Raw genomic sequence first — 17,592 nt, forward strand, 5'->3', positions numbered from 1 at the left:
TTAAATCGTATTTAATCGATTTTTATACAAGTTTACCGATTTATTAAAGTGCTAGTACTTGATTGAGAAAATTTACAATAAATTTGAAGCCGCTATAGAATTATTAAAAATTATATTTGCTTCAAAATAAGTTATATGCCAGAACAAAGTAAGATATGGTTGTCTTCTCCACATATGGGTGGTGAAGAACAGAAATTTGTAAAAGAAGCTTTTGATACCAATTGGATAGCTCCTTTGGGACCAAATGTTACTTCTTTTGAACATGCAATATCAACCTATATAGACAACAATGTATTTACTGCAGCGCTTAGTTCTGGAACTGGAGCAATACATTTAGCATTAGAATTATTAGGTGTTTCTGCTGGTGACGAAGTGCTATGCCAGACATTTACTTTTTCTGCATCTGCTAACCCAATAAAGTATTTGGGCGCTACTCCTGTATTTGTAGATAGTGAAGTAGATACCTGGAACATGTCTCCTAAATTGTTAAGAGAAGCTATTGTAGATAGAATTGCAAAAGATAAAAAGCCTAAGGCAATAGTAGCGGTACATTTGTATGGTATGCCGTATAATGTTACAGAAATTACAGCTGTTGCAAAAGAATTTGATATTCCTGTAGTAGAAGATAGTGCAGAAGCTTTAGGGAGTACTTTTAAAGGAGAAAAATGCGGTAGTTTTGGTACCATTGGTATTTTGTCTTTTAATGGAAATAAAATAATTACAACATCTGGCGGTGGCGCATTGGTTACCAAAGATGAAAGCATAAAGAATAAAGCAATTTTCTTGGCTACACAGGCTAGAGAAGATGCTCCTCATTACCAACATAGTGTTGTTGGGTACAATTATAGAATGAGTAATGTCTTGGCCGGAATTGGTCGTGGACAAATGCTTGTTTTAGATGAAAGAGTAGCGGCTAGAAGAGCAAATTATCAATATTATTACGATAATTTACAAACAATAGAAGAAATTGAATTTTTAAACGAACCAGAAGGTTCTTTTTCTAATAGATGGTTGAGTTGTATTTTAACACCATCTTTTAAAGTTAGAGAAGAAATTAGATTACTATTGTTAGAAGAAAATATAGAGTCCCGTCCGTTATGGAAACCTATGCATTTACAACCGGTCTTTAGTGGTTGTGCTAGTTATATGGATGGTACGTCTGAAAATCTTTTTGAGAGAGGCTTGTGTTTGCCAAGTGGTTCTAATTTAGAAAAAGAAGATTTAGAAAGAGTTGTACGTATTATAAAGTCTAAGTTTTTATGATTAAAAATTACTTAAATAATAATGTAACTAGATATGCCTCTAAATGGCTTGTCTTGGGTATAGATGTGGTTATTATGATAATCGCCTTTATACTATCTTACCTTATTAGATATAATTTAACCTTGGAATTTGATGTGGCACAACTGCCGTTTCAGATTCCTATTGTAGCTGTTGTTTCTACATTAGCTTTTTTAATAACAGGTTCTTATAAAGGAGTTGTTAGACATACAGGTGTTAAAGATGTATATAACATTTTTAACGCTATTTGCTTGTCTAGTATTTTGATGATTTTATTAGTCTTGGCTAATAAAAAATTAGCTGTTTTTGGATGGACAACCATTCCTTTACAGATTATTATTGTGCACAGTTTAATAGGATTTTTAGCATTATCTGCTTCTAGATACTTGTTTAAATCTTTATACAATACCATAGTTAATAAAAGTTTACACAATACAAAGCGTGTTCTAATATATGGAGCAGGTGAGTCTGGTATAATTACACATAGTGCAATAACAAACCATTCTAAGTCTAATGTAAAGGTTGTTGGGTATATAGATAACAACAACAAAAAGGTAGGTAAAAGTATAAACGGTGTTAAGGTATTTAGTAAAGAAGAACTTAATGAGGAGTTTATTGTAGCAAATAGTATCTCTGAGGTTATTTTTTCTATTCAGAATATAAACCCTACTGCTTTAAGAGAGTTGGTAGAGGGTATGGTAGATTATCCTGTGAAGGTTAAAATTGTACCGCCAGTTGAAGATTGGATTAATGGGGAATTAAAATTCTCGCAAATTAAACAAGTACAGATTGAAGACCTACTAGATAGAGCGCCTATAAATATTGAAAACTCTAAAATATCTGAAGAATTAAAAGATAAGGTTGTAGTTGTTACAGGAGGTGCAGGTTCTATTGGTAGCGAATTGGTACGCCAAATATGCAAATACGATTATAAATCTTTAATTGTTATAGACCAGGCAGAATCTGCTTTGTACGATTTACAACAGGAATTGAAACAAAACGGATTTCATAATTTCTTACCTATTGTTGGCGATATTAGAGATAAAAATAGATTAAATCATATTTTTACGGAGCATAGGCCAAGTATTATATTTCATGCAGCAGCATATAAACATGTTCCTTTAATGGAGTATAATTCTTATGAAGCCATAAAAATTAATGTTGCAGGTACAAAAGTGTTGGCAGATTTAGCAATACAGCACAATGTAGAAAAATTTGTATTTGTATCTACAGATAAAGCGGTAAACCCAACCAATGTTATGGGTGGTACCAAAAGAATTGCAGAAATGTATATTAGTTGCATGCAGCAAGAACAAAAAACAAAGTTTATTACAACTAGATTTGGTAATGTTTTAGGTTCTAATGGATCTGTAATTCCATTATTTAAAAAACAAATAGATAAAGGAGGTCCTTTAACAGTTACGCACAAAGATGTAACACGTTTTTTTATGACTATTCCAGAAGCATCTCAATTGGTTTTAGAGGCTGGTGCAATGGGAGAAGGCGGAGAGATTTTTATATTTGATATGGGTAAGTCTGTTAAGATATTTGATCTAGCTAAAAATATGATTAAACTTTGTGGTTTAAAATATCCTGAGGAAATGGATATTAAAATAACAGGACTTAGACCAGGAGAAAAGTTGTATGAAGAGCTTTTGGCTAACGGAGAAAACACAATGCCTACCTATCATAAAAAAATAATGATAAGTAAAGTAAGAGGGCTAGATTATTTAAAAACAAGATCTTTAATAGACGAGTTGTGTATAAATAATATGTTCTTTAAGTCTAATACCATAAGCTTAATGAAACAAATAGTTCCTGAGTTTATCTCTAGCAATTCTGACCTTTGTGAAGTAGATAAAGAAATAGCGAAAGAAAAAGAAGAAAATATACTAACAAACATTAACTAAGTAAAAATCACTATATGAAAACCATTCAATCTATTTTAAATAAAGTTCTCCCATTTTTTATCATTGCAATTTTATTTTCTTGTGCTTCTAAAAAAGATGTAGTTTATTTTCAAAACTTATCTGCTTTTGAAACAATGGTAGCTACAGAAACATACACACCAAGATTAAAGGTTGGTGATAAAGTGGCGTTAAGTATTACAAGTGAAAATCCAATTGCAAGTGCTCCTTTTAACATGTCTACTGGTGTTACTGCTAGTGGTGAGCAAGCAACTGCTGGGATGACTTATTATTTAGTAGATGTAGATGGTAATATTACATTGCCTGTTTTAGGAGTGCAACAAGTAAAAGGAATGTCTATACCAGAAGTAAAAGCATCTGTAAGAAGTAAGTTAATAGATGGTGGTCTTTTAAAAGATCCACAAGTAATTGTTGCTTTAGATGGTTTTAATATCACTGTTTTAGGACAAGTTAGATCTCCTGGTACATTTTATATACCTGGACAACGTATTACAGTATTACAGGCCTTAGGTTTGGCAGGCGATTTAGATATTACAGGGAATAGAAGTAATGTTTTAGTAATGAGAGATTTTAATGGAACAAAAGTTTCTACACGTATAGACTTAACCAAAAAAGAAGTTTTAAATTCTCCTGTATATTACCTTACACAAAACGATGTAATTTACGTAGAGCCAAATCAATCTAAAGTTAACGAATCTAAATCTAGTAATAGAGCTTTAACGTTATCTGTGGCTTCTTTATTATTAACACTAACAACTACTGTTGTAGTTTTATTAAGAAACTAAAATTTAGATACAATAAAGATTTAGACTTTAAAAAATATGGAAATAAATTCTACCAGTAGTGGTATTAAAAGCGGTATTGATATTAAAGAAATTATTAAAAATTACACCAAACATTGGAAGTGGTTTGTAGTTTCTGTGTTTTTAGCATTAGCGCTTGCTTTTGTTTACCTAAGGTATACGGTACCTCAATATTCGGCTATTGCTAAAATTCAGATTATATCTGAACAAGGTTCTAAAAGTGAATTGAATGTTTTAAAAGACATGGGCGGATTTTCTTCGGATAGTGATGTAGAGGTATTGGATGAAATATTATCTATTAAATCTAGATCTAATTTTATAGAAGTAGTAAAAAATTTAAATCTAAATATTAGAGTATTTACAGAAGGTAGAATTTTAGAAACTGAAGTGTATAAAAAACCGCCTTTTACATTTAACTTCTTAGAACATGATTCTATTGTAGATAAAGCTAATCTTTCATTTTATATTAATTACATCTCTGAAGATAAGTTTGGGTATTCTAAAACAGCAGAATCTAAAGTAGAGAAATTTACTTTTGGATCTAAAGTGCCAACAGCAGCAGGCGATATTGTAATAACACCAGCTTTTACAAACCCAAAAGGATACAAAGGTAGAAAGTTTAAGGTTATAGTTAGTCCAGTAGAGATAATAGCAGAAGCGTATCGAGGGAAAGTAAGTATTGCGCCTACAGAAAAGGGTTCTAAAATGTTAGACTTGTTTTTAACAGATGTAGACCAACAAAAAGCAAAAGATGTTCTAGATGAATTGATTAGAATCTACAATAAAAATGCACTGGACGCAAGAAAAGCTATAGCCGATAAAACATCTAATTTTATTGATGATAGAATAAAGGTTATTGCCTCTAGTTTGTCTGGTTACGATCAAGAAGAGCAAGATTTTAAAAGTGAAAAAGGAGTTTCTGATATTCAAGGGGAAACCAGTTTTAATTATAGTATGAGTACCTCTAGTAGTCAAGAATTGGAGAGTGCTAGAATACAATTAGGAATTGTAGACGCTATGAAAGACCAGGTTGAAAATCAAAATGGTTTTAATGTTTTGCCAACCGGAGTAATGCAAGATCCTTCTATTTCTAGCGCTGTAAGTAAATACAACGAATTGGTTATTACTAGAGATAATCTTTTAAAGAATGCGAGTGCTAACAACCCAGCAGTACTTGCTTTAAATGATCAGTTATCTGGTATTAAGCAAGGAGTAGCGTCTAGTTTATCTAGTACAAAAAATGCTTTAGGATTGCAGGTTAATAATTTAAGCAAGCAAGTAAGTCAGTTTAGGTCTAAGTTGTATACATCGCCAACAAACCAAAGAAAATTAACAGACATAACTAGGAAACAAAATAGTATAGAAGGTATTTATTTGTTTTTATTACAACGAAGAGAAGAGTCTCAGATTGCTTTTGCATCTGCTACTCCTAAGTTAAAAACTATAGATAATGCGTACAATTATGGGTATGGTCCTGTTTACCCAGTAAAGAGAAATATTTATTTGTTAGCACTAGTAGCAAGTCTATTTATTCCTTTTGGATTTATATATGTAAGTGATTTATTAGATAATAAAATTCATAATAAATTAGATTTGGAAAAACTAGTAGGTTCTATACCAGTACTAGCAGAAATACCAAGTCTAGGTAAAAATCCAGGATTGGTTAAAAAGAACGACAGATCTGTACAAGCTGAAGCTTTTAGAATTCTACGTACCAATATAGATTACTTTATGCAGGCCAATAACAATGGTAGAAAGAATAATATTGTTTTTATGACTTCTAGTGTGTCTGGAGAAGGTAAAACTTTTTTAGCATCTAACTTGGCACTTATTTTTGCAAATACAGATAAGAAAGTATTGTTGGTAGGAGCAGATATTAGAAATCCTAAATTGTATACATTTTTTGATCCTTCTGAAGAAAAAGGAAATGCAAGAAAGAAAAACGTTGGTCTTACAGAGTATTTAACATCTGATATTGCTGTTAGTGATATAATTAAGCCAACAGTTTTAGAGGAAACTAAATTAGATATAATTTATTCTGGTAAAATTCCGCCTAACCCTGCAGAGTTATTAATGAGTACTAAGATGAAGACTTTGTTTGAAGAAGTATCTGAGCAGTACGATTATGTTATAGTAGATACGGCACCTATGGTTGTGGTTACAGATACACTTTTAATAAGTAAGTATGCAGATCAGTTATTGTATGTTACAAGAGCAGGTTCTACAGAAAATAAGGTAATACAACACCCTATACACTTAAAACAAGAAGGTAAGATTAATAACCTTAGCTTTATTGTGAATGATGTTCCAGAAGCCGATTTAGGTTACGGTGGTAAATACGGATACGGTTATGGTGTAAATAAGAAAAGATGGTGGCATTTATTTAAAAAATAGATAATCCATTTACAAAATAAAAATCCCAGCTCTAATAAGGCTGGGATTTTTATTTTAACCAAAATTATAGTTTGTATTTTCTATAATTGGTTTTAGTTTTTCAATTGTTTTTAATGGTAACTTTATTTCTTTTAGAGTTTGTAGCTGCCTGCTATTATGAACATCTGAACCTACAAAGTTGTACATGTTAGCATCCAATAGTTTTAATGCTGCTTTGTGTACTTCTGGGCCATAATAATTACAGAGTGACAGTAGGTTTAATTGAAAAAATGTACCTAGCTCTTTGTAATACTGGTAATCACCAAATTTATTATGTACAAAAGCATACCGTTCTGGATGTGCTAGAATAGGTGAAATTGGTAAGTGATTTAATTTCTGTACAGCATCTTTAAAATTAATAGATTCTTGTAAAAAAGACATCTCTATTAATATAAAGTCTTCTTTTAAAGGCATAAACGTTTTTGTGTCTATGATGCTTTCAAAATAAGGATCTACCATATGCTCTGCTGCAACTTCTATAGTAAAAGAATCCAGATTGTTACTTTTTAGTTCGTTTTGTAACAGCGCTAAAGATGCTTTAATAGTTTGCGGTGTGTTTGGGTAATAACCACTCATAATATGTGGTGTAGCTATAAAATTAGTTACTCCAAATTCCTTAAACCCTTTTAAAAGGGATATAGATTCTTCAGGTGTTTTGGCACCATCATCTATACCTGGTAGAATATGATTATGAATATCTGTAAAACCCTCTAAATAGTCAATTAAAAAATATTTTTTACTAAAAAACTGAAACATTAATATGTATTTCTTTAGGTGTTAATTAGAGCTTATAATTTTTTTACGTACTTGGTAATAATAACAATCTGTTGTCCGTCTACTTTACCTTCTATGTATTCTGCATTTTCGTGATCTAAAGATACTCTACGTACTGCAGTTCCTCTCTTAGCAATCATGCTAGAACCTTTAACAGGTAAATCTTTTATAAGAACAACACTATCGCCAGCATTAATAATAACACCGTTACTGTCTCTGTGTATTATCTTGTCTTCATCGTCTTCACCTTCATTAGTTGCTTTTGCCCATTCTAAATTTTCATCATCTAGATACATCATATCTAAAAGGTCTTGTGGCCAACCTTCTTTACGTAATCTACTAAGCATACGCCAAGCAATTATTTGTACAGGTATTTGTTCGCTCCACATACTGTCATTTAAACAGCGCCAGTGGTTTGCATCTGTTTGCTCTGGATCTTCTATTTGCGTAATACAAGTAGCACATGCAAATATAGTGTCTTGTAAATCTCCGTTTTTAGCAGGTAAAACCGCGTAAGGAGCTAAATTTTCTTCATTGGAGCAAAGTTCACATTTGTTTTGGCTTCGTTTACTTAATTCTCTTTCGATGCTCATAAGGTATTTCTTTATTAATTATTTTTCAAAAATACGTATAATGTTTGTTCTAAACTTAGTAAGTGCACAAGTTTAATTTTAGAGATTTAATTCTGTTTCTGCAAACAGTTTTTACTAGAAAATCCTGTTTTTTATGCTTAAATTCGCATCACAAACTAAACCATAAATACCCTTGAAGGATACCTTAAAACACCGTGGTAAACGCAACCTTTTAGCAGACACTTTAATAGCCAAAGGAATTACAGATAAATTGGTAATTGAGGCAATTAAAAAAGTGCCTAGGCATTTATTTTTAGATAGTAGTTTTGAAGATCACGCCTACCAAGACAAAGCTTTCCCTATTGGTGCGGAGCAAACAATTTCTCAGCCTTATACCGTTGCTTTTCAATCACAATTGTTAGAGGTAAAGCCAAACGATGTTATTTTAGAAATAGGAACAGGTAGTGGGTATCAAACAGCAGTTTTATTGCAACTTGGTGCGCGTGTTTTTACTATAGAAAGACAATCTCAGTTATTTAAAAAGAACAAGTTGTTTTTTCCTAAAATGGGAATTAGACCTAAAAAAGCTATTTTGGGAGATGGCTATAAAGGCTATCCAGAAGAGGCGCCTTACGATGGTATTATAGTTACAGCGGGTGCGCCAATAGTGCCTAAACCATTACTAGCGCAATTAAAAATAGGAGGTAGGTTGGTAATACCAGTTGGGGTAGAAGACCAAATAATGACGTTGTTTGTGCGTAAATCTGAGCTAGAATTTGAAAAACAGGAATTTGGTTCTTTTAAATTTGTGCCACTTTTAGAAAATAAAAACTAGTTGTTAAAACTCTTTTTAATACGGTCTAAATCTCTTTTGTTATCTCTGTCTTTAATACTGTCTCGTTTATCGTGTAGCTTTTTACCTTTAGCTAATGATATGTTTATTTTGGCAAGGCCTCTATCATTTAAAAAAAGATTAAGAGGTACAATTGTTAGCCCAGAATTTTTTACTTCTTTCTCTAACTTTTTTAACTCTCCTTTATTCAATAATAACTTTCGTTCTGCTTTTGGTTTGTGATTGTAGTGAGAGCCATGAGAATACTCATCTACCTGCATATTTATAATAAAAAGTTCACCTCTATCATTAAACTCGCAAAAGCTCTCTGTAATAGATGCTTTACCTTCACGAATAGATTTTATCTCCGTGCCAGATAATACCAAGCCAGCTGTATAAGTATCAATAAGCTCATACTCAAACCTAGCTCTTTTGTTTTTTATATTGATTTTTTTCTGCATCATAGAGTACAAAAATAGAATAATTTAAACCAACTTTGTAAAGAATTTAAAAGCATTACAACTAATACACTAAAGATTTTATTTTATGGTGAAAAAAACGATACTTTTCTTATTGTTGATAGTAATAGCAGCTTGTAAGAATGAAAAAAAGGAAGAAATAACAGCACAAACAATCGTAGATAAATCTATTGATGTTTCTGGAGGTGATTTGTACAAGACAAAAAATATTTCTTTTGAGTTTAGAGATAAAAAGTATGTTTTAGAGCAAACAGATGGAAAAAAGGTAATGAAGCGTATTTTTATGCAAGACTCTTCTAGTATTACGGATATTAAAGCAGAAAAATTTAGCAGGTTGGTTAACGATAGCCTTGTTGTTGTGGCAGATTCTACAGCTAAAAAATATGACAATGCTATAAATTCGGTTTTTTACTTTGCACTTTTACCTTATGGTTTAAATGATGCGGCGGTAACTAAAGAGTATTTAGGAGAAGTTACAATTAAAGGAAAAGAGTATTATAAAGTAAAAGTTACTTTTAGTGAAGAAGGTGGAGGAGATGATTTTGACGATACGTACCTGTATTGGTTTAATAAAGAAACATTTAAACCAGATTATTTAGCATACAAGTTTTTTGTAAATGATGGAGGGATGCGTTTTAGAGTAGCTTATAACGAGAGAATTGTAAACGGAATTAGATTTGTAGATTATGAAAACTACAAACCTAAAACCGAATCTGATAAGATTTTAGAAATAGATAGTATGTACCAGAATAACGGTTTAGAATTACTATCTAAAATTGAGCTAAAAGATATTAGTCTCGACTAATATCTAAATTAAGCTTGTTGGCAGTGGCTTGGTTACCAATAATTGTAACGGTATACAAGCCGCTGTTATCATAATCGTCTATTTGTGGGTATTTTTCTTCGCCAATAATAGCATTTACAAATTTATTAATTGTGTTGCTATGCCCTACAACTAATACTTTTTTACCAAAATTGTCTGTAACAAACTGTTGAGGATCTATTGTAGTAGGATCGTAACTAGTAACAGTAATGTTTTTCTGTATAGCTGTTGGTGCTGCTGTCATTTGTGTTCTCTCGTAGTCTGTAGAATAAATAGCATCAAAATCTACTGGCTCAAAGGCTTTAGCCCAAAATATAGATCTTCCTAATCCTTCTTGAGATAATTCTGGATTAGAGTTCTCTGGATTAGACCTATCCTTTTCTGCGTGTCTTATAAAGTAAAAAGTAGATACAGTGTTATCTGCTATATCTTCTTTGGGTGCATCTTTGGTATCCTTGCAGCTAAATAATCCTGTAAATAGAAGTACTAAAAAAATAGATTTTATAAATTTCATTTTAAAATAATTTATTGAAGTTGTTGTATGTAGTATAACTTAATTTTTAGCAGAAAAGTATGTTGCTTTTCTATTAAAAAAGTTATGTGTATGCTTGTCTTTTAGGTGTTATAGAAAAAATTATATTTTAACTTCTTTTTCTATAAGGTGGTTAATGTAAGTAACCGTATTTAAAAGGTATTTACGATCTTGAGTAACTGTGGCCATAGCTACAGAACCTTGTAGCATAGTATATAGCTGTTTTGCAAATTGTAAGGGAGATACAGGTAGTTTTAACTCGTTTTTATTTACGCCTGTTTCTAATACTGCTGCTATTTTACCTTCAATGGTACGTACAATTTCTTTAGCTGCACCAGATAAAGTCTTGTTGTTGTATTCTGCGTCTACGCCTACATTAATTATTGGGCATCCCCCCATATCTAATGTAAAAACTGCATATTGCCTGTAGAAGCTAGTTAAACTAAATATTTTATCTAAAGAATTGCCTTCTATTTCTAAACGCTCATCAATCTTTTCTAAAAGCTTGTTTGTATTGTGTTCAAAAGCAGCTAATGCTATTTCTTCTTTGTTTTTAAAATTACCATATAAAGCACCTTTTGTTAGTCCGGTTGCTTTAGTAATATCGCTCATACTTGTACCAACATAGCCTTGCTTGCTAAATATTGGCGCAGAAGTTTTTATAATGAATTCTTTGGTTTTTTCTGCCTTAGTGGACATATGCTTGTTGCTTGTTTCTACGAATATATAAAATCTATAAAATAGAACCATAAAAAAAGCTTCCTTAACGGAAGCTTTTTTACTATTCTTATCACTTTTTCTTAATTCTCGTTTCTAAATACCAGTTTATTATCAAAACTATCTATTAAAACAATACTATCTGTAGAAATAGTACCTGCTAATATTTCTTTAGATAAGTTGTTTAAAACTTCCTTCTGAATTGTTCTTTTTACGGGTCTAGCTCCATATTGAGGATCGTAACCTTTGTCTGCTAAAAACAATACAGCTTCATCTGTAGCATCTATTGTAATGTTTTGTTCTGCAACTAATTTTTTAAGACTATCTAATTGTATACGTACAATTTTTATGATGTCTTTTTTAGATAATGGCGTAAACATTAAAATATCATCTATTCTATTTAAAAACTCTGGTCTAATACTAGATCTTAATAATCCTAATACATCTGTTTTTGCAGCTTCAGTTGCTTTTATAGCATCTTTATGCTTGTCAAAACTTTCTTGTATTATAGAGCTACCTATATTACTAGTCATAATAATAATGGTATTCTTAAAATCTGCAACTCTCCCTTTGTTATCTGTTAGTCGTCCTTCATCAAGAACCTGTAATAGAATATTAAAAGTATCTGGATGCGCTTTTTCAATTTCATCTAACAATATAACAGAATAAGGTCTACGTCTAACAGCTTCGGTCAATTGTCCGCCTTCATCATACCCAACGTATCCCGGAGGTGCACCAACTAGTCTACTTACAGAGTGACGTTCTTGGTATTCACTCATATCTATTCTTGTCATTGCATTTTCGTCATCAAATAAATAAGAAGCAAGTGTTTTTGCCAGTTCTGTTTTACCAACACCTGTTGTTCCTAAAAATAGAAACGAACCAATTGGGCGTTTGGCATCTTGCAAGCCAGATCTGCTTCTTCTAATAGCGTCAGACACGGCTACTATAGCTTCTTCTTGCCCAACAACACGTTTGTGTAAAACGGACTCAAGATCAAGTAACTTTTCTCTTTCGCTTTTTAGCATCTTGGTTACAGGTATACCTGTCCATTTAGCTACAACATCAGCAATATCTTCATAGGTTACTTCTTCTTGTATTAAAGTCCCGTGACTTTGTTGGTCTGCTAACGTATTCTGTAGTTTTTCTAAAGCCTCCTGCGATTCTTTAATTTTACCGTAGCGTATTTCTGCTACTTTACCATAATCACCATTACGTTCTGCACGTTCTGCTTCTAGCTTATAGTTTTCTATATCTTGTTTAACTTGCTGTATATTGTCTACAACTGTTTTTTCGCTATCCCATTTTGCAAAAATTTCGTTACGTTCTTCTTTAATGTTAGCAAGATCTATGTTTAGGCTCTTTAATTTATCCTTATCATCTTCCCTTTTTATAGCCTCAATCTCTATTTCTAGCTGCATTATTTTACGGTCTAAAACATCTAATTCTTCTGGTTTAGAGTTAATTTCCATTCGTAATTTAGCAGCAGCCTCGTCCATTAAATCTATGGCCTTATCTGGTAAAAATCTATTTGTAATGTAACGTTGAGATAATTCTACGGCACCAATTACAGCTTCATCTTTAATACGTACTTTATGGTGTGCCTCATACTTTTCTTTAATTCCTCTTAAAATTGAGATAGAACTTTCTGTACTAGGTTCGTCTACTATAATTTTCTGAAATCTACGTTCTAGTGCTTTGTCCTTTTCAAAATATTTTTGATATTCGTCTAGAGTAGTGGCACCAATTGCACGTAACTCTCCACGGGCTAATGCCGGTTTTAAAATGTTAGCAGCATCCATTGCGCCATCTCCACCACCTGCACCAACAAGTGTATGTATCTCATCTATAAACAATACTATTTGTCCGTCTGCAGATGTTACTTCTTTTATAACAGATTTAAGTCTTTCCTCGAACTCACCCTTGTATTTTGCGCCTGCAATTAAGGCTCCCATATCTAAAGAGTAGATAATTTTATCCTTTAAATTTTCTGGAATATCTCCTTGTATTATACGGTGTGCAATACCTTCTGCAATAGCAGTTTTACCTACACCAGGCTCACCAACTAACATTGGGTTGTTCTTAGTTCTTCTAGATAAAATTTGCAATACTCTACGTATTTCTTCATCTCTACCAATTACAGGATCTAACTTTCCTTCATCTGCTAATCTGTTTAAGTTTTTAGCATATTTTTCTAATGAATTATAGTTTTCTTCTGCACTTTGCGATGTTACATTGTTGCCATTTCTTAATTCTGTAATAGCAGCAGTTAAATCTTTTTCTGTTACTCCTTGATCTTTTAGAATTTGAGAGATTTTACTTTTAGACTTAAAAACGGCTAAGAGTAGGTGTTCCGTAGATACGTACTCATCATTCATTTTTTTAGCAACAATAATAGCTTCGTTAACTGTTTTACCAGCTTCGCGAGACATCATTATATCTGCGCCAGTTACTTTTGGTAAGCTTTGTAGCTCTTTGTCTATTATTTGTGTTAATAACGCAACATTTACATTTAGTTTTTTTAAGATGAAAGGCATTACGTTTTCATCTACCTTAATTAATGCTTTAAATAAATGTTCGTTCTCTATTTGCTGGTTCCCAAGTTCCTGAGCAAGTAATTGTGCCTGCTGTAAGGATTCTTGAGATTTTATTGTGAAATTATTAATGTTCATATATGTTGTGTTTTTTATAGTATTAGTATTTTTACAAGATTAAAGACAATTACCTTACCAAATACAAATACAAGACAAAATGGCTGTTATTATTGAGTTTAACAAGACATTTAGTCAGTTGTAAGTTTAGGGAATTAGATCGACTTAACTATAAAATTAAGAATTATAATGGGATTATTTACAGGTTTATTTGGTGGTAATGGAGAAAAAAAGGAGGAGAAGCAATTGCCTTGGATACCTTTAACCACTGTGGAACAATTAAAAGATATTGAAGAAAAATCTAAAACTAAAACGCAGATTATCTTTAAGCATTCTACCAGTTGTGGTATTAGCCGTATGGTAATAAAAATGTTTAGAGATACTTACGATTATACAGAAGAACAGGCAGATTTGTACTATTTAGACTTGTTGCAATACAGAGAAGTTTCTAATGAAACGGGTTATAAATTTCAGGTGATGCACCAATCGCCACAATTATTAGTGGTAAAAAACGGTGTAGCTGTAGCTAATGCATCTCACGGTAGTATAAACGAACTGCATTTAGAGAAATATATTTAAAAGGAGAGGTTTCTTTTAAACATATAAAAAAGCCCCCTGCATATGCAAGGGGCTTTTTTATATGTTTAATTATGACAAAGAATGTGCTTTTTAGTTAGTTTAAGTTAAGTTCCATCTTAATACTGCTCCTTTTATAGACAACATCTGGTTCTACAGGAATTTCTACAAAACCTATTTTTTTATAAATGTGTAACGCATTGGTAAGTTTTACACTAGAGTATAGAATTACTTTACTCCATTGTTCTTCTTTTGCAAAATCTATTGCATAATTTAAAAGAGCTTGCCCTATTTGTTTTCCTTGGTAGGCTTCATCAACAGCCATTTTACCTAGTTCGTATACGTTGTCTTCAATTTTAATATATGCTACGCAACCAACAATTGTATCATTAAGCTTAACAAAAAAGATGTAACCACCTTTATTAATTATAGTGTCTTCGCAATTATCTAGTAGCTCTATATCCTTTTCTTCAACCTCAAAAAACTTTTTTATCCAATCTAAATTTAATTTTTTAAAGGTTTTAGCGTATTTTGGCTGAAATGGTATAAATGTTAAATTATTCATTAAAAATTACAATTTTTTGAGTTTTATTCTGTTTACCGATATATATTGATGTTAAACCATTTTTTAAGAGCATATAATCTAAATATTAAACTGAAACGTATATAAATTAAACCAAAAGGTTAACTTAGTCAAGTTAATAAATTAAACTGAATTAATAGTATTGTTATGAGTGAGAAAAAGAGTAATACGGGGTTAAAGGTACTTGCTGTTTTGTTAGGAGTGGGATTGTTAGGTTCTATTGCCTACACAGTATCATTGTATAAAGACAGAGAAAGAACCAAAACTGTTTTGACACAAGAGAAGGAGTATGTAGTTAATGATTTAACTAGCTTACAGTCTGAGTACGATAAAGCTATTATGGAGAGCAATGCTACAAATGAAGAATTAGTAGAAGCTAGAGATAGAATTGCTAAATACATTGACTCTGTAAAAACAATGAAAACAGATATATCTTCTTTATCTAGATACAGAAGACAAGTAGATTTATTAAAGAAAGAAAGAGCATTTTTACTTAAAAAAGTAGATTCTTTAACTACATCTAACACAATGTTAGCTATGGAAAGAGATAGTACATACCAAGAGTTATCTAAACAAACTGTTTTTAATGATTCTTTAGTAGTACAAAATACTCAGTTAGCTGATGCAGTAGAAAAAGGTTCTGCTTTAAACTTAGCTAAATTTTCTGTAGATGCAGTAAAAGAACGTAGTAGTGGTAAATTAGTTTCTACTACAAGAGCTGGTAGAGCAGATAAGCTTAAAATTTGTTTTACAGTTGCAGATAACGCAATTGCACAAGCAGGTGATAGAGAATTTTATTTAGAGGTATTAGATCCTCAAGGAAATGTTTTAGGTGAAGGAACTACTAAATCTAACGAAGGTGGTGCTTCTTTAACATATAGTAAAGCAACTGCTTTTTACTATGAAAACAGAACATTAGATATTTGTGATTACGTAAACAAACCAGTAGGTGATTTTCAAAAAGGAAATTATATGGCTATTGTTTATGATTCTAAATTGAAAATATTAGGTAAGAGCGAGTTTACTCTTAAATAGACCTAATAGTACATATAAAAAAAGGTGCAATCTTTAGATTGCACCTTTTTTGTTTTTATAAATAATTGATTTCTTATTTTAAAGAACCAACCATTTCTTCTGGTTTTACCCAATCATCATACTGTTCTGCAGTTACATACCCTAAATTAATAGCTTCTTCTTTTAGAGTTGTACCATTTTTATGAGCAGTGTTCGCAATTTCAGCAGCTTTATAGTAGCCAATTTTAGTGTTTAAAGCCGTTACAAGCATTAAAGAGTTATTTAGTAATTCTTTAATTATTGCGTGGTTAGGCTCTATGCCAGCAACACAGTTAATATCAAAACTAACACAAGCATCGCCAATTAATTGAGCAGATTGTAATATGTTAGCAGCCATCATTGGTTTAAATACGTTAAGTTCGTAATGACCTTGTGTACCACCAACAGAAATAGCAACATCGTTACCCATAACCTGTGCACAAACCATTGTTATAGCTTCACATTGTGTTGGGTTAACTTTTCCTGGCATAATAGAACTTCCTGGTTCGTTAGCTGGTATAACTATTTCGCCAATTCCAGAACGTGGGCCAGAAGCCATCATTCTAATATCGTTAGCAATTTTATTTAAAGAAACAGCTAATTGTTTTAAGGCTCCATGGCTTTCTACAATTGCATCGTGTGCAGCTAAAGCTTCAAACTTATTTTCTGCTGTTACAAATGGTAAGCCTGTAAATTCTGCGATGTATTTAGCAACAAGAACATCATAACCAGCAGGAGTATTTAATCCTGTACCTACTGCGGTACCACCAAGAGCTAACTCGCTTAAATGTGGTAGTGTATTTTCTAATGCTTTTAAACCGTGGTTTAATTGAGATACGTAACCAGAAAATTCTTGGCCTAAAGTTAATGGAGTAGCATCCATTAAGTGTGTACGTCCTATTTTTACAACCGAAGCAAATTCTTTAGATTTTTTCTCTAATGTATCTCTAAGTTGTTTTACTCCTGGAATAGTATTTTCTACAATTTTTTTATAGGCAGCAATATGCATACCTGTAGGGAAAGTGTCGTTAGATGATTGTGATTTGTTAACATCATCATTTGGTTGTATTGTTTTTTCGCCTTCGCCAATAACTTTTCCAGCTATTTCATGTGCTCTGTTTGCAACAACCTCATTAACATTCATATTACTCTGTGTACCAGAGCCTGTTTGCCAAATTACTAAAGGAAATTGATCATTGTGCTTACCAGCCAAAATCTCATCACACACTTGTGCAATTAAATCTCTTTTTTCTTCAGCTAATACTCCTAATTCACAATTGGTATATGCTGCTGCCTTTTTTAAATATGCAAAGCCATATACTATGTCTAAAGGCATAGAGGCAACAGGTCCAATTTTAAAATTGTTTCTAGAGCGTTCTGTTTGTGCTCCCCAATATTTATCAGCAGGTACTTCTACGTTACCCATTGTATCTTTTTCTATTCTAAAGCTCATTGTACTAATTTTTTATAGATACAAAGGTAAGGTTTTGGAGAATTAATTTTACGTATTTAAAACAAGGATTTATAGAATTTTTGAGAAAAGATGAAGCTATAA

The 17,592-nt window shown here is 31.9% G+C and carries 16 protein-coding genes; 8 read left to right on the forward strand and 8 right to left on the reverse strand.

Going from position 1 to position 17,592, the window contains the following annotated elements:
- Positions 1 to 135: 135 nt before the first annotated feature.
- The 4 genes from BT107_RS01250 to BT107_RS01265 are packed head-to-tail and all read left to right on the forward strand — an operon-like array spanning position 136 to position 6,406.
- Positions 136 to 1,263 (forward strand): DegT/DnrJ/EryC1/StrS family aminotransferase, encoded by a 1,128-nt coding sequence (locus BT107_RS01250; RefSeq protein ID WP_072301942.1) that lies wholly within the window; start codon positions 136 to 138, stop codon positions 1,261 to 1,263.
- Positions 1,260 to 3,191 (forward strand): polysaccharide biosynthesis protein, encoded by a 1,932-nt coding sequence (locus BT107_RS01255; RefSeq protein WP_072301943.1) that lies wholly within the window; start codon positions 1,260 to 1,262, stop codon positions 3,189 to 3,191. The genes BT107_RS01250 and BT107_RS01255 overlap by 4 nt, the downstream gene beginning before the upstream one ends.
- A 14-nt stretch (positions 3,192 to 3,205) precedes the next feature.
- A complete protein-coding gene (locus BT107_RS01260) occupies positions 3,206 to 3,994 on the forward strand; it encodes a polysaccharide biosynthesis/export family protein (RefSeq protein WP_072301944.1) in 789 nt (262 codons plus the stop codon).
- A 36-nt stretch (positions 3,995 to 4,030) separates the two neighbouring features.
- Positions 4,031 to 6,406, forward strand: coding sequence for a GumC family protein (locus BT107_RS01265; RefSeq protein ID WP_072301945.1), 2,376 nt, complete (start codon positions 4,031 to 4,033; stop codon positions 6,404 to 6,406).
- A 54-nt stretch (positions 6,407 to 6,460) separates the two neighbouring features.
- Here the strand turns inward: BT107_RS01265 and BT107_RS01270 are convergent, their stop codons facing one another.
- Both BT107_RS01270 and BT107_RS01275 read right to left on the reverse strand, forming a co-directional pair.
- A complete protein-coding gene (locus BT107_RS01270; protein WP_072301946.1) occupies positions 6,461 to 7,201 on the reverse strand; it encodes a tyrosine-protein phosphatase in 741 nt (246 codons plus the stop codon).
- 32 nt (positions 7,202 to 7,233) lie between these two features.
- Positions 7,234 to 7,812 carry a PhnA domain-containing protein gene (locus BT107_RS01275; RefSeq protein ID WP_072301947.1) on the reverse strand — a complete coding sequence of 193 codons (579 nt, stop codon included), beginning with the start codon at positions 7,810 to 7,812 and terminating at the stop codon, positions 7,234 to 7,236.
- A 172-nt stretch (positions 7,813 to 7,984) separates the two neighbouring features.
- Here BT107_RS01275 and BT107_RS01280 point away from each other — a divergent pair, with 172 nt between their 5' ends.
- Positions 7,985 to 8,626: a protein-L-isoaspartate(D-aspartate) O-methyltransferase gene (locus BT107_RS01280; RefSeq protein ID WP_072301948.1), complete on the forward strand. Its 642-nt coding sequence runs from the start codon at positions 7,985 to 7,987 to the stop codon at positions 8,624 to 8,626.
- Here the strand turns inward: BT107_RS01280 and smpB are convergent.
- Complete coding sequence (gene smpB / locus BT107_RS01285; protein WP_072302877.1) at positions 8,623 to 9,084, reverse strand: SsrA-binding protein SmpB; 462 nt, start codon at positions 9,082 to 9,084, stop codon at positions 8,623 to 8,625. The two genes, BT107_RS01280 and smpB, sit on opposite strands and share 4 nt — an antisense overlap.
- A gap of 85 nt (positions 9,085 to 9,169) precedes the next feature.
- Between smpB and BT107_RS01290 the strand changes: the two genes are divergently transcribed.
- Positions 9,170 to 9,907, forward strand: a complete 738-nt coding sequence (locus tag BT107_RS01290) for a DUF6503 family protein (RefSeq protein WP_072301949.1) — start codon at positions 9,170 to 9,172, stop codon at positions 9,905 to 9,907.
- Here the strand turns inward: BT107_RS01290 and BT107_RS01295 are convergent.
- From BT107_RS01295 to clpB, 3 genes are all read right to left on the reverse strand, one after another.
- Complete coding sequence (locus tag BT107_RS01295) at positions 9,894 to 10,439, reverse strand: phosphoglycerate mutase family protein (RefSeq protein ID WP_072301950.1); 546 nt, start codon at positions 10,437 to 10,439, stop codon at positions 9,894 to 9,896. The genes BT107_RS01290 and BT107_RS01295 overlap by 14 nt on opposite strands.
- Before the next feature lie 120 nt (positions 10,440 to 10,559).
- A complete protein-coding gene (locus BT107_RS01300; RefSeq protein WP_072301951.1) occupies positions 10,560 to 11,156 on the reverse strand; it encodes a TetR/AcrR family transcriptional regulator in 597 nt (198 codons plus the stop codon).
- A gap of 101 nt (positions 11,157 to 11,257) precedes the next feature.
- Positions 11,258 to 13,846, reverse strand: coding sequence for an ATP-dependent chaperone ClpB (clpB, locus tag BT107_RS01305; protein WP_072301952.1), 2,589 nt, complete (start codon positions 13,844 to 13,846; stop codon positions 11,258 to 11,260).
- Positions 13,847 to 14,014: 168 nt separating this feature from the next.
- Between clpB and ytxJ the strand changes: the two genes are divergently transcribed.
- Positions 14,015 to 14,404, forward strand: coding sequence for a bacillithiol system redox-active protein YtxJ (gene ytxJ / locus BT107_RS01310; protein WP_072301953.1), 390 nt, complete (start codon positions 14,015 to 14,017; stop codon positions 14,402 to 14,404).
- A 94-nt stretch (positions 14,405 to 14,498) separates the two neighbouring features.
- On the opposite strand, the gene BT107_RS01315 is transcribed toward ytxJ, so the two are convergent.
- Positions 14,499 to 14,966 (reverse strand): GNAT family N-acetyltransferase, encoded by a 468-nt coding sequence (locus tag BT107_RS01315; RefSeq protein ID WP_072301954.1) that lies wholly within the window; start codon positions 14,964 to 14,966, stop codon positions 14,499 to 14,501.
- A gap of 165 nt (positions 14,967 to 15,131) precedes the next feature.
- On the opposite strand from BT107_RS01315, the gene BT107_RS01320 reads away from it, so the two are divergent.
- Entirely contained in the window at positions 15,132 to 16,019 is an 888-nt protein-coding gene (locus tag BT107_RS01320) for a hypothetical protein (RefSeq protein WP_072301955.1), read from the forward strand.
- Between the two features lie 73 nt (positions 16,020 to 16,092).
- Here BT107_RS01320 and fumC read toward each other — a convergent pair whose 3' ends face one another.
- Positions 16,093 to 17,490, reverse strand: coding sequence for a class II fumarate hydratase (fumC, locus tag BT107_RS01325; RefSeq protein WP_072301956.1), 1,398 nt, complete (start codon positions 17,488 to 17,490; stop codon positions 16,093 to 16,095).
- Between the last annotated feature and the right edge of the window lie 102 nt (positions 17,491 to 17,592).

It is taken from the genome of Cellulophaga fucicola (assembly GCF_900119145.1).
GTDB classification, from domain to species: domain Bacteria; phylum Bacteroidota; class Bacteroidia; order Flavobacteriales; family Flavobacteriaceae; genus Cellulophaga; species Cellulophaga fucicola.